Below are 12313 nucleotides of genomic sequence, written 5' to 3'. Positions count from 1 at the left end.
CTGCAAGACGGGTCCGCTGTCCATCGAAGAAAGCCGGGACCTCGACACAGAGCCTTGAGTAGGGACACATGAGCCACCTTCAAATCAAATCAGAGATCCCGGGAACTGTCTGGAAGATCGAAGCAAAGCCGGGCGATGAGCTGGAGCCTGACGGGACATTGCTGATTCTGGAGGCGATGAAGATGGAGATCCCCGTCTCGTCCCCGCGAAAGGGACGCGTTGTCGACATCCGGGTCGCTGAAGGAGAGGTCGCGGCGGAAGGCCAGCTGCTCGCTGTCATCGATCCAACCTGAGCTTCGGACTCGCCAGAACGGGGTTCGGGCGGGTTCAATGTCGCGGCCGTCGCTGGAGCCGGGCTGCAGGGCGATCGATGCGTCCGTCGATAGCCCGGGTCTGGCTGGATTTTGAAGGTGGTGGCGGCGGCGACGGGGTGGCCGCCATATGCCGCGGCAGGGAGAACGGACGATGAATCGATGGAGGAACGCATGAGCGACGACACGCCGCTTGATGCCGAGCTGCCGTTGGCTGGCCTCACGGTGCTCGACGTCAGCTCCTTCATTGCCGCGCCGGCGGCGGCGACGGTGCTGGGCGATTTCGGCGCCGATGTCATCAAGGTCGAGCCGCCGGGCAGCGGCGATCCGCACCGCAACAGCTTCCAGAACCCCAACTACCCCAGGGCCGATGTCAATTTCGTCTGGCAGCTCGATGGGCGCAACAAGCGCTCGGTCGCGCTCGATCTCAAGCATGCTGACGGCCGTGCCTGCTTCGATCGGCTGGTGAGCCGCGCCGACGTGATGATCGTGAACTTCCCGGCGCCGGTGCGCGAGCGTCTGCGGCTGCGCTGGGAGGATGTCGCACCGGTCAATCCGCGCCTGATCTACGCCTCGCTCACCGGCTACGGCGAGACCGGACCGGATCGCGACATGCCGGGCTTCGACGTCAACGCCTACTTCGGTCGCGCCGGCATCCTCGATGCCCAGCGTACCGAGGACGGGCCGCCGGGCTTCTCGCTGCCGGCACAGGGCGACCGTTGTGCCGCCATGACGATCGTGGCTGCCATCCTGATGGGATTGCGTCGGCGCGACCGTACCGGCCAGGGCGGCTGGGTCGGCACGTCGCTCTACGCCAACGGCGTGTGGTCGAACGGCACGCTGGCGCAGGCGGCCCTGGTCGGCGCCTTTGTCGAGCCGCGTCCGCCGCGCACCAGGCCGCGCAATGCGCTGGCCAACATCTACCGCACGCGCGACGACCGCTGGGTCCAGCTCACCCTGGTGCGCGAGGACAAGGGCTGGGAGCGGCTGTGCCGGGCGCTGGACCGCGCCGATCTGCCGGCCGATCCGCGGTTTGCCACGCGCGATGCGCGCCGGGCCAACAGCGCGGCGCTGGTGGCGATCCTCGATGCTGCCTTCGCGGCCCAGGACTGGGCCCATTGGCGGCGCGTGCTGCGGGCGCACGAGGTGACGTTCGGTGTCGTCGAGCGGCTGCAGGAGCTGCCCCGCGACGAGCAGGCCCGCCACGCCGGCATCATCGCGGAAACCACCAGCCCCAGCGTGCCCTACACGATCAACAACCCCGTGCGACTGGGGTTCGCGCGGCCGCGCCCCGCCGGGGCGCCGCCGGCCGTCGGCCAGCATACCGGCCAGATCCTGCGCGAGATCGGCCTGTCCGACGCCGAGATCGCGGCGCTGCGTGCAGCAGGCGCCGCGGATTAAGCGCTTCAGTGCAGATTGTGACATTTGTCCAAATTGCTTTTTTTCGCTGAGGCTTAGCGGCACGGCGTTGATTTGACGCGGATCATGTGCTCTTCAAATGCCGGAATGAGCGTTTCTTCACGATCGTCTCACGGCCATGGCGCACGCTCCATTCTGCGCATGCGCACTTGTGGGCGCAGCGACTGGACGCGAGATAGCGGGCTGAGTTTGGCCGCGGCGCGTCCGCCTCCTCAGGGACGTTGTCCGGAGCGACCCCGGATGGCGTCCCGCACAAGGGCAATGCGTGGGACTCGCGGCAACGCGTGTCCCACGCGGCCCGTACTGCCATCGCCTCATCCTGTGGTCTTGGCCATCGCGACGCGGGGTTGACCCGCCGCTGCGCCGCCGCGATCCTTGCCGCAATCGTGAGCAATCTCAGGGGAGGAGACTGTGTCCGATACCGCCGACACGGGGGGCGACACCCCGCCGCTGGCAGGCGTGCGCGTCCTGGACGTCGCCTCCTTCATTGCCGGGCCGGCCGCCGCGACGGTGCTGGCCGACTTCGGCGCCGATGTCATCAAGGTCGAGCCGCTCGACGGCGATCCGCTGCGCCGCATGGGCGACGGTGCCGGGATGCCCAAATGCGACGTCGACTATTCGTGGGCGCTGGACAACCGCAACAAGCGCTCGATCGCGCTCGACCTGAAGCGCGCCGACGGCCGCGCGGTGCTCGACCGCCTGATCGCGCGGGCCGATGTGCTGATCACCAACTATCCATTCCCGGTGCGGGCGCGCCTGCGGCTGCGCTACGACGACGTGGCGCCGGTCAATGCCCGCCTGATCTATGCCTCGCTGTCGGGCTACGGCGAGACGGGGCCGGAAGCCGACCAGCCTGGCTACGACATCACGACCTATTTCGGGCGCTCCGGCATTGTCGATGCGATGCGCGTGGCCGATGGGGCGCCGTCGCTCACCCTGCCCGCGCAGGGCGACCATCCCACCGCGATGACGCTGTTCGGCGCCATCATGCTGGCGCTGTTCACGCGCGAGCGTACCGGCCGCGGCGGCCAGGTCGCGACCAACCTGCTGCATAACGGCATCTGGTCGAACGGCATCTTCGCGCAGGCGGCGCTGCTGGGCGCCTATCCCGAGCCGCGGCGCGGCCGTCAATACGCAAAGAACGCGCTCGCCAACGCCTATCGTGCCCGCGACGGACGCTGGCTGTCGCTGGTCATCGTGCGCGAGGAACGGCTATGGGCGGGCTTCTGCCAGGCCATCGGCCTGCCGGGGCTGATCGACGATCCGCGCTTCGCCACGCGGGCGGCCCGGGCCCAGCGCGTGCCCGAGCTGATGGCGATCCTGGATGCGCAATTCGCCACGCGCGACCTGGCGGACTGGCGGCCGCGCCTGGAGGCCGCCGGCATCACCTTCGGCACGCTGCCTGGCTTGCGCGACCTGCCCGATGATCCGCAGCTCGCGGCCAACGGCACCTTCATCGCCACCAGCGATCCGGACGTGCCGCGCACCATCGCCAACCCCATCAGCATGGCCGGCGCGCCGCAGGTGGCGCCGCGCCGGGCGCCGGCGCTGGGCGCGCATACCGACGACATCCTGCGCGAGGCTGGCCACGCCGCGGCCGATATCGCCGCGCTGCGGGCCTCAGGCTCGGTGGGGTGAGGCGCCAGACGTAGAATCGGCACTCCGGCCTGTTACACCCGTTGCGACTCCGCCTTGTCGGCAGTCTTGCCGTCGCGCTGGGCGCGCTGCTCGACCGGCTTCTGCACCTGCGTCAGGTTATAGGCAGTGTTGACCAGGGCGATGTGGGAGAACGCCTGCGGGAAATTGCCCACCAGCCGCTGACGGACCACGTCGTACTCTTCCGACAGCAGCCCGACATCGTTGCGCAGCGACAGCAGCCGATCGAACAGCCGGCGAGCATCGGCGTGGCGGTTCATCAGCACGTAGGCGTCGGCCAGCCAGAAGCTGCAGGCCAGGAACACGCCTTCGCCCGGCGGCAGGCCATCGAGCGATGCCGTCGTGTCGTAGCGCAGCACGAAGTCGTCGACCAGCAGGTGGCGCTCGATGGCGTCGACCGTGCCGCGGATGCGCACGTCGGTGGGCGGCAGGAAGCCGACTGCCGGCAACAGCAGCAGGCTGGCATCGAGCTCCTTGGTGCCATAGGCGCGCACGAAGCTGCCGAGCTGCGGATCGAAGCCATTGGCGCAGACATCGCCGTGGATGGTGCGCGCCAGCTGCCGCCAGCGCTGCAGCGGTGCGTCCAGGCCGAAGGTCTCGGCCCCCTTGATGGCACGGTCGAGGGCCACCCAGGCCATGACCTTGGAGTAGGTGAAATGCTCGGTTGCGTCACGCACTTCCCAGACGCCGGCGTCGGGTTGGTCCCAGATCGTGGCGAGGTGCTCGATCAGGGCCCGCTGCGTCGCCCATGCCGCCGCGCCGCTGTCCAGCCCGCCGCGTCGGGCCTGGTGCAGCGCGTCCATCACCTCGCCATAGACGTCGAGCTGCAGCTGGTTGTGGGCGGCATTGCCGATGCGCACCGGAGCCGAGCTCTCGTAGCCCGGCAGCCAGCCCACCACCCACTCCGTCAAGCGCCGCTCGCCGGCGACGCCGTACATGATCTGGGTCTGGGCCGGGACCCCGGCGATGGCGCGCAGCAGCCACGCCCGCCATGCCTGCGCCTCGTCGTAGTAGCCGGCATTCATCAGCGCCAGCAGCGTCAAGGTGGCATCGCGCAGCCAGCAGTAGCGATAGTCCCAGTTGCGTGCGCCGCCCAGGCGCTCGGGCAGCGAGGTCGTCGGCGCCGCGACGATGCCACCGGTGGGCGTGTAGATCAGGGCCTTGAGCGTGATCAGCGACCGCTTCACGGCATCGGTCCATTCGCCCGCCGGCTTGCATTGCGCAGCCCAGCGGCGCCAGAAGGCCTCGGTGGTGGCCAGCGCGCTGCGCGGATTGACCGGCGGCCGCGACATCGATTGATGCGAGGCGCAGTAGGTGAGCACGAACGGGATCGTGTCGCCCGGCGTGACCAGGAATTCGGCGACGGTGCGCAGACCCTCGCCCCGCAGCGCCACCGGCGTGCGCAGCAGCGCCATGTCCGGGCCGGCCACCGCGCGCAAGGTGCCGTCCTCCATGCGCGTCACCCACGGCACGGTCGCGCCGTAGCCAAAGCGCAGCACCAGCTCGGTGCGGATCGGCACGCGGCCTTCCTCGCCGATCACGATCCGGATCAGCGCCGCCTGCGGATCGCGCGGCGGCATGAAGTCGAGCATGGTCACGACGCCGGTGTCGGTGACGAAGCGGGTCTCCAGGATCAGCGTGTCGGGCCGGTAGCGGCGCGAGACACGCGCCGGCTGGGTCGGCGCCAGAAGCCAGCGGCCATGGTCGGGCGTGCCCAGCAGGGCGGCGAAGCAGGCATCCGAATCGAAGCGCGGCAGGCACAGCCAGTCGATCGAGCCGTCGCGCCCGACCAGGGCCGCGGTCTCGCCATCGCCGATCAATGCGTAGTCTTCGATCTTCAACGCCACGGCGAGCTCCCGTACCGCACGACGGCGATGAGGAGCAAATCCCTGCCGTCTTGCTGATCACGCCACGCGCGGGAACGCACGTCGCCTGGCCATGTTAACGGTGCAGCGCGCGGCCGGTTGCGGCCTTGAGGAGACGGCGTGTGCCGAGCGTATGGCTACGACGGAGGGAATGATGAGTCACGTCTGCGCGATCAACGAGATCGTCGGCACATCCTGACGAAGGAACGCCGGCGGCCGGGGAGGGGCGGCCGCCGGCGTGGACGGCGACGCGGTGCCGTCCTCAAGCCTGCCAGAACGGCTTGCTGGCTTCGTAGCTGATCACGCCGGGGTCGATACCGAGGTCACGCGCGTCGCGGGCGCTGAGCTGCGCCAGCTCGGCGCGCTGCTGCGCGCGCTGGCGCCAAAGCCGCATGACGGCGACAAGCCGGGCTGGCAGGCTTTCGCGCGGCGTTGCGGTTGAGCTGCGGTGTGCGTGGCTGAACGTGATGTAGGCCATGTGACTCTCCATCGAATCGCTGCTGTGACCCACGATGCCTCAGGCGGCTTCCCCGCGGACGCGACCGGCGGCGCTGGGAGCGAACCAGCCATGGATTGCTGCTGATGCGGCCCGCGCGATCCGGCGGATCGCCTCGATCCGCAGCGCGCGGGCGTCGGCCTCGATGGTCGGACGGTCCGGCCGATGGATGAATTTCCCTTGTGACAGGATGGTCATCGTCGTTGTCCGGGTCGGCATCGCGGCCTCCATGGTTGAGGCTTCAATGCTGGCGGATATGCGGCCAAGCGCGGGTCTTTACAAACGACGAAGGGTCTGGGCAGGATAAGAAAACCTCATGTATCGGGCGCGGAATGCCGCGTCGTCCGGGAGAGTCCGATGCGTCGTTCCCTGCCACCGCTCAATGCCTTGCGCGCCTTCGAAGCGGCCGCGCGCCATCTTTCCTTCACGGATGCGGCCGACGAGCTGGCGGTGACGCAGGCCGCGATCAGCCACCAGATCCGCGGCCTCGAGGATCGGATGGGGTTGAAGCTGTTCGTGCGGCGCAACCGCGAGATCCTGCTGAGCGAGGCAGGGCAGGCCTATCTGCCGGGCGTGCGCCAGGCGTTCGACCTGCTGCACGACGCCACCGAGCGCCTGCTGAAGGCCGATGCCAGCGGGCCGCTCACGGTCACCACCACGGCGTCTTTCGCCACCAAATGGCTGGTGCCGCGGCTGGGCTCGTTCCAGCAGGAGTATCCGGATATCGACGTGCGCATCTCGACCAACACGACGCTGGTCGACTTCTCGCGCGACGATGTCGATATCGGCATCCGCTATGGCCGCGGCCAGTGGGCTGGGGTCGCCGCCGAGAGGCTGGTCGCCGAGGATGTCTTCCCGGTCTGCAGTCCCGCCTTGCTGAAGGGCGCCAAGGCATTGCGCCGGCCGTCCGATCTCAAGGGCCACACGCTGCTGCACATCTCGACCTGGCGCGATGACTGGCAGGTCTGGCTGACGGCTGCCGGCGTGAAGAGCGTCGATCCGACCCGCGGCTTGAAGTTCGACCTCGCGCTGGCCGCGATCCAGGCCGCGGTGGACGGGCTGGGCGTGGCGCTGGGCCGCGGCCCCCTGGTCGAGGCCGACATGAAGGCCGGCCGTCTGGTGGCGCCGTTCGACGTCAAGCTGCCCAGCGACAGCGCCTATTACGTGGTGGCGCCGGCCGAACGCCTGCGTCGCCCCAAGATCAAGGCCTTCGTGACCTGGCTGCGCAACACCGTCGCGCGCGAGAAATCGGCAAGCTGATGTCACGCTGACCTGATCGGGCGCCGGTGTCCGCCTGCTCATGCCGGATATATATTTGCATTTACAAATAACATCGATCCAGGTAGGCTTGGTCCCAAGATCAGGGAGGATCGTCTCATGGCGCTTGACTTCGGCTACTTCACGCTGAGCGACAACCGCTACCCGAACAACCCGCGCAGCGCCGAGCAGTTCCTGAAGGATATCTACGCCGAGGCGCTGTGGGCCGAGGCGGTAGGCATGAACTCGGCCTGGATCGGCGAGCATCATTTCAACCTGCTGGGCGTCAATGCCTCGCCGATCGCCATGCTGGCGCAGATCGCCGGGGCGACCAAGCGCATCCGCCTGGCGCCGGCCGTGACCTTGCTGCCCGTGCATCATCCCCTGCATGTCGCGGAGGAGTGGGCGACGCTGGACCTGCTGTCCGGCGGCCGGGTCGATTTCGCCGCCGGCCGCGGCTATGACCGCCTCGAGTACGGGCCGTTCCAGGCCCCGTTCGAGGACTCGGCGGAGCTGTTCGCCGAGGGGCTGGAGGTCGTGTGGCGGGCGTGGACCGAGCCCGGCAGATGGTCGCACAAGGGCCGCTTTTATCAGTTCGACGACATCGAGGTGCGGCCGCGGCCGCTGCAGGCGCCGCTGCGTCCCTACGTCGCCTGCTTCTCGCGGCCCTCGATGGAGCTGGCGGCGAAGAACGACTGGAACATCATCTACGCGCCGTTCGCTGCGGCGATGGTCTACGGCTCGCTGGCGGATGCGGTGCGGGCCTATCGCGAGGAGTGCGAGGCCAGGTTCAATCGGCCGGCGCGGCGTGCGATGTGCTCGTACTTCGTGCACGTGGCATCGACGCCGCAGGAGGAGCGCTACGGCAAGGAAGCGCTGATCCGCTACTTCCACGATGCGCTGATCGCGGCGTTTCCGTCGAACGCCGGCGAGAAGGTGCCGCCGACCTACAGGTACTTCGTCGAGATCGTCAATATCCTGCGTGGCATGAAGGCCGACACGCTGACGACCAAGTCGGTCATCTGCGGCTCGCCGCAGCATATCGTCGATACGCTCAAGGGCGTCGAGGCCGCCGGCATTGCCGAGGTGATCCTCTATTTCAACTACGGCGCCCAGCCGCATGCGATGGTCAAGGAGCAGATGCAGCGCTTCATGGAGGAGGTGGCGCCGGCCTTCGACGGCAGCCATGCCGCCCTGCGCCTGAAGGCCGCGGAGTAAATACCCGGCGGCTGCGCTACAGCACCGCCCGTCATCCTGGGTGCAGCGTGGAATCTTGCCGGTGGCGCACGGTGTGCGTTCTGGGAAGATCCCGCGCGGCGTTCGGCGTGACAGCGAGGCCGCAGCTACGTTCGACGTCAATAGCCCAATCCGATGCTCCCCCTCGACAACTACATTCCCTACCTGCTGAACCGCGCCGGCGCGCGTATCGCGCAGTCGTTCTCCGACGAGATGCGGGCGCTGGGCACCACGCTGCAGGCCTGGCGCGTGCTGGCGGCCTTGCGCGACCGCGACGGCCCGCGCGTATCGGAGCTCTCGGACCGCACCAGCATTGAGATCTCGACCCTCTCGCGCGTGCTCGACGGCATGGAGACGCAGGGCCTGATCGCACGCCGGCGCGCCGCCGATGACGGCCGGGTCGTCACGCTGCACGTCGCGCCCGCGGGCCGACGCCTGACCGACCGCATCGTGCCGATCGCCGAGCGCTATGAGCGCGTCGCCGTCACCGGCCTGAGCAGCTCGGAGACCGAGACGCTCAAGCAGCTGCTGCGGCGCGTCTATGCCAACATGGACGGCCTCGGGGCCCCTTGATCGACAAGAGCGCTCAGTAGGAGGTCGGCCCCCTCAGGCAGCACCCGGATGGGGCGTCGTTCGATGTGGTGTTGCAGGCACCAAGCAGCGCGACAGCGCCGACGAGAAGACAAGCACGCAAAAACAGCCGCATCCCGATGCCCCACGGATAGGAACCCGGGACATGGAACCGGCAGCGGCGCGACGCAAGTCACACCGTCGAGAGCCGGGTCATGGGCGCTGGCGGCGTAACGCTATTGCACCAGGAAACCGCGCGCCGGCCGTCTCGGTCGTCGGCGAAAATGGTGCTACTGTCGTGCCGGCAGCCTTGAGTAATCGCGACAACCAGCACGTTGGGGCCGGGCGAGGGGATGCGGCACGCAGACCTCGCCCGCCGCTGCGGCGTGCCGTGCTGGCCGTACGCTTACCCTCATCCGTTCGGCGGATGACGGCAACAAGCAATTTGCACAATTATGCCGAAAGTGGCTCGTGAGTGGCCGCGGCGGCACAACGGGAGGACGATATGGACCTGACGGAGATCAGCTTTTCGGTCGGTAGAAACGGCGGCAACCTGCCGCTCGACGTCTTCAACGTCGTCACGCGCCTGAACTCTGTCCCGCCGGGGAAGGGCGGGCCTGAGGCGCCGCTCGATGTCAACCGCCTCGTCGGCGACCCCGGCGCTTTGGGCAACGCGATCCAGCGGTTCCAGGCCAAGCAAGGCCTGCCCAGCCGGGACGGCCGTATCGATCCTGGCGGCAAGACGTGGCAGCGCCTCAAGCAGGTCTCCAAGCCGATACCGAACGTGCCGACTCCAAGCGACAGCCGCACGATGGAAGCGTTGCCGGCGCTGCCGCCGACCTGGAGCTTCGACCGCCCCGACAAGAATTTCCAGATGCTGGCGGATCCGCCTGCGGTGACACGGGACTGGATCCTGCCGTTCGGGGGCACACCGGGGCGCGAGTGCGAAATACGGCTGTATCGCATCCCGGCGAAGAACCAGTTCGTCGGTGTCGCCTATCCCAAAGGGGTAGGGACGTTGAAAGCGATCATGATCTACTTCCATCACCCGATGCATCCGGAGGACGTCGAGTACGCCGGCGACCCGTTCGGCTACGTCAACTTCGGCATCGGCGACTACATGGTGGGCCGCATGAAGGTGCTCAAGCAGCTTGCGCGCTCCCGGCGCGACGTTGCCGTCGTGGTGCCGTCGCCATCGTCGACCGGCGTCGGTGAGTTCCAGAGCAACGAGAAGCTGGTGACCGCAGCGCTGCGCGAGATCGCCGAGGATCTCACGGGAACGGCGAGCGACCTGCCTCTGATCCTCGCGCACTACAGCGGCGGCTTCGAGTTCCTGTTCAAATTCGTGGAAGCCTGCCCACAGCTGGCCAAGCGCGTTCGCGCGGTCTACGACTTCGACGGGCGGCACCACGTCAGCTGTCCCAACGGCAAGTTCACCGCGCTGGCGACGGGAGGCGCTCAGGTCATCCAGTATTCGGGCGAGGACGTCGCGCCGGCGGGGAAGCGCACACGAGAGGAGGTGTTGGGAAGCAACGCCGCCAGGAATCCCGCACTGATCAACCTGCCGTATGCACGCTGGGAAGAGAACAACGCCTGGCGGGGCCCGAAGCACCCGTTCCAGCGTTCGTGGGTCCACGAGATGGTGCCGACCTGCATGCTGCTGCACGCGCTCGTCAGCACGCGCTTCCTCAGCTGAAGCACACCCGTCCCGGGGTACGGCGCGCCGCGCTACCGCACCGAAAAGCCGTGCGCCAGCGGATCGCGGTCGTCGACGAAGATGGTGTTGATGCCGTGCTGGCGCGCCCAGCCGGCGATCGACGGCACGATGGCATCGTGGTTGCCGACCTGGGCAGCGGCTTCGATGCGCCCTTCGAACAGCGTGCCGATGATGCTCTCGTGCACGAACTCGGCGCCTATGCCCAGCTCGCCGCGGGCGGCGAGCTGGGCCATGCGGGCCGAGGTGCCGGTGCCGCAGGGTGAGCGGTCTATCGCCTTGTCGCCGTAGAACACGGCGTTGCGCCGGTGCGCCCGGGGATCACGCGCCTTGCCCGTCCACATGACGTGGCTGACGCCCTTGATCGTCGGATCCTGCGGATGCACCGGCTGGAATTTCTCCTGCACCAGGCGGCGCACCACCGGCGACAGGCGCAGCACCTCGCCGGCCGAGATCGACTCCAGCCCGGCGAAGTTCTTTTGCGGCTCGATGATGGCGTAGTAGTTGCCGCCGTAGCTGACGTCGACCACCAGCTCGCCCAACCCCGGCACATCGGTGCGGATGCCGCTGGCCGCCAGGTACGACGCCACGTTGGTGATGCGCACCTTCTCGACGAAGCGGCCGGCGCGTTCGTACTGCGCCACCACGCGGCCGGCCGGCGCGTCTAGCGCCACCTCGCCCTCGCGCGCCGGCATCATCAGGCCGTTCTCCAGCGCCATGGTCACCGTGCCGATGGTGCCGTGGCCGCACATCGGCAGGCAGCCGGAGGTCTCGATGAACAGGATGCCGATGTCGCAGTCATCGCGTGTCGGCGCGTACAGCATGGACCCCGACATCACGTCGTGCCCGCGCGGCTCGAACATCAGCGCCCGGCGGATCCAGTCGAAGCGGGCCTGGAAGTCCTGGCGCCGCGCGCTCATCGTGGCGCCGCGCAGGATCGGCGCGCCGCCGGTCACCAGGCGCACGGGGTTGCCGCAGGTGTGGCCGTCGAGGCAGGTGAAGGTGTGCTGCGCCATGTCGCCGAAGCCCCTTGATCATGCCCGCGCCGGCGCGAGATTCCGTATCCACCGTCGCAGCGCGCCCGGCGACCGGAATACCCGCACGTCGAGCTCGCCATAGATGCCGCTTTCGATGTCGGCGTTGAAACGTTCGCGGTTGCGGCGATGCGTCTTCAGCGCCCACAGCAGGATCGACTGCCGGCTGAAGAAGGAGCGGCGCACGCTCTCCCGGTTGCCGGTGTCCCACAGGTCCTCGCGCGAGATCACGCGGCGCACCGTGCGGCGCAGCAGGCGCCACAGCACCAGCGGCAGCGGGAAGTCGAGCCAGATCAGGGTGTCGGCCCGTCCCCACACCAGGTCGCGCACCTGGCTGTAGTTGCCCACGATGATCCAGTCATTGGCCTGCGTCGCCGTCTCCACCCGATAGCGGAACAGCTCGATCAGGGCCGGCTGCCAGCCCGGCATCCAGAACAGCGCATCGAGCTCGATCGGCGGCAGCGACAACCTGCGTGCCAGCCCTTCGGCCAGCACGCTCTTGCCCGAGCCGGTGGTGCCGACAATGACGATGCGCCGCATCGCGCGGCCGGGCGGCGAGTCCGGGCCGGCGATATCCGTCATCGCGCTGCTGGAAGTCGTCGGGTGCGCCATCAGGGCCACGACTTGGCCAAAGCCCGCGCGAACGTCAAGGGGTGGGCAGTGCGCAACGACGCTGCAGTGAGGCTGCGCTCGCCTGGCTCGCGGCCGTCATCCCGAGCGCAGAGCGATGACTGGGAGAAATCCTTCTCCCCGCG

At 68.3% G+C, this 12313-nt stretch carries 12 protein-coding genes; 7 read left to right on the top strand and 5 right to left on the bottom strand.

Annotated features, from left to right (window positions below; genetic code table 11):
* Positions 1-68 precede the first annotated feature (68 nt).
* The 3 genes from FHP25_RS02305 (at position 69) to FHP25_RS02295 (ending at position 3368) form a co-directional block, all read left to right on the top strand.
* On the top strand, positions 69-293 hold the full coding sequence (locus FHP25_RS02305) for an acetyl-CoA carboxylase biotin carboxyl carrier protein subunit (RefSeq protein ID WP_147845271.1): 225 nt from the start codon (positions 69-71) through the stop codon (positions 291-293).
* A 192-nt stretch (positions 294-485) separates the two neighbouring features.
* Entirely contained in the window at positions 486-1712 is a 1227-nt protein-coding gene (locus FHP25_RS02300) for a CaiB/BaiF CoA transferase family protein (protein WP_147845270.1), read from the top strand.
* Positions 1713-2141: 429 nt separating this feature from the next.
* Positions 2142-3368 carry a CaiB/BaiF CoA transferase family protein gene (locus tag FHP25_RS02295; protein WP_218578137.1) on the top strand — a complete coding sequence of 409 codons (1227 nt, stop codon included), beginning with the start codon at positions 2142-2144 and terminating at the stop codon, positions 3366-3368.
* 32 nt (positions 3369-3400) lie between these two features.
* On the opposite strand, the gene FHP25_RS02290 is transcribed toward FHP25_RS02295, so the two are convergent.
* The 3 genes from FHP25_RS02290 to FHP25_RS40605 all read right to left on the bottom strand — a co-directional run bounded on the left by FHP25_RS02290 (position 3401) and on the right by FHP25_RS40605 (position 5945).
* A complete protein-coding gene (locus FHP25_RS02290) occupies positions 3401-5233 on the bottom strand; it encodes a glycoside hydrolase family 15 protein (protein WP_147845269.1) in 1833 nt (610 codons plus the stop codon).
* A 280-nt stretch (positions 5234-5513) separates the two neighbouring features.
* Complete coding sequence (locus FHP25_RS02285) at positions 5514-5729, bottom strand: DUF1127 domain-containing protein (RefSeq protein WP_147845268.1); 216 nt, start codon at positions 5727-5729, stop codon at positions 5514-5516.
* A gap of 39 nt (positions 5730-5768) precedes the next feature.
* Positions 5769-5945: a hypothetical protein gene (locus FHP25_RS40605; protein ID WP_178133219.1), complete on the bottom strand. Its 177-nt coding sequence runs from the start codon at positions 5943-5945 to the stop codon at positions 5769-5771.
* 159 nt (positions 5946-6104) lie between these two features.
* On the opposite strand from FHP25_RS40605, the gene FHP25_RS02280 reads away from it, so the two are divergent.
* The 4 genes from FHP25_RS02280 (at position 6105) to FHP25_RS02265 (ending at position 10506) form a co-directional block, all read left to right on the top strand.
* Positions 6105-7007 carry a transcriptional regulator GcvA gene (locus FHP25_RS02280; RefSeq protein WP_147845267.1) on the top strand — a complete coding sequence of 301 codons (903 nt, stop codon included), beginning with the start codon at positions 6105-6107 and terminating at the stop codon, positions 7005-7007.
* A gap of 117 nt (positions 7008-7124) precedes the next feature.
* On the top strand, positions 7125-8222 hold the full coding sequence (locus tag FHP25_RS02275) for an LLM class flavin-dependent oxidoreductase (protein WP_147845266.1): 1098 nt from the start codon (positions 7125-7127) through the stop codon (positions 8220-8222).
* Between the two features lie 153 nt (positions 8223-8375).
* Complete coding sequence (locus tag FHP25_RS02270) at positions 8376-8813, top strand: MarR family winged helix-turn-helix transcriptional regulator (RefSeq protein ID WP_147845265.1); 438 nt, start codon at positions 8376-8378, stop codon at positions 8811-8813.
* A 472-nt stretch (positions 8814-9285) separates the two neighbouring features.
* Positions 9286-10506, top strand: coding sequence for a hypothetical protein (locus FHP25_RS02265; RefSeq protein WP_147845264.1), 1221 nt, complete (start codon positions 9286-9288; stop codon positions 10504-10506).
* A gap of 32 nt (positions 10507-10538) precedes the next feature.
* Here the strand turns inward: FHP25_RS02265 and FHP25_RS02260 are convergent, their stop codons facing one another.
* Positions 10539-11540 (bottom strand): 4-hydroxyproline epimerase, encoded by a 1002-nt coding sequence (locus tag FHP25_RS02260; protein WP_147845263.1) that lies wholly within the window; start codon positions 11538-11540, stop codon positions 10539-10541.
* Positions 11541-11558: 18 nt separating this feature from the next.
* Positions 11559-12140, bottom strand: a complete 582-nt coding sequence (locus FHP25_RS02255; RefSeq protein WP_147845427.1) for a P-loop NTPase family protein — start codon at positions 12138-12140, stop codon at positions 11559-11561.
* Positions 12141-12313 lie beyond the last annotated feature (173 nt).

Origin of the sequence: Vineibacter terrae (assembly GCF_008039615.1) — a bacterium.
Classification (GTDB): Bacteria; Pseudomonadota; Alphaproteobacteria; order Reyranellales; family Reyranellaceae; genus Vineibacter; species Vineibacter terrae.
The sequence above is the reverse complement of the archived record's forward strand: the minus strand, read 5'-3'. Positions and strand labels throughout refer to the sequence as shown.

Coding starts and splice junctions, on each gene's coding strand:
- FHP25_RS02305 (WP_147845271.1), top strand. CDS start 69: ATGAGCCACCTTCAAATCAAATCAGAGATCCCGGGAACTGTCTGGAAG.
- FHP25_RS40605 (WP_178133219.1), bottom strand. CDS start 5,945: ATGACCATCCTGTCACAAGGGAAATTCATCCATCGGCCGGACCGTCCG.
- FHP25_RS02280 (WP_147845267.1), top strand. CDS start 6,105: ATGCGTCGTTCCCTGCCACCGCTCAATGCCTTGCGCGCCTTCGAAGCG.
- FHP25_RS02260 (WP_147845263.1), bottom strand. CDS start 11,540: ATGGCGCAGCACACCTTCACCTGCCTCGACGGCCACACCTGCGGCAAC.
- FHP25_RS02285 (WP_147845268.1), bottom strand. CDS start 5,729: ATGGCCTACATCACGTTCAGCCACGCACACCGCAGCTCAACCGCAACG.
- FHP25_RS02300 (WP_147845270.1), top strand. CDS start 486: ATGAGCGACGACACGCCGCTTGATGCCGAGCTGCCGTTGGCTGGCCTC.
- FHP25_RS02270 (WP_147845265.1), top strand. CDS start 8,376: ATGCTCCCCCTCGACAACTACATTCCCTACCTGCTGAACCGCGCCGGC.
- FHP25_RS02275 (WP_147845266.1), top strand. CDS start 7,125: ATGGCGCTTGACTTCGGCTACTTCACGCTGAGCGACAACCGCTACCCG.
- FHP25_RS02255 (WP_147845427.1), bottom strand. CDS start 12,140: ATGACGGATATCGCCGGCCCGGACTCGCCGCCCGGCCGCGCGATGCGG.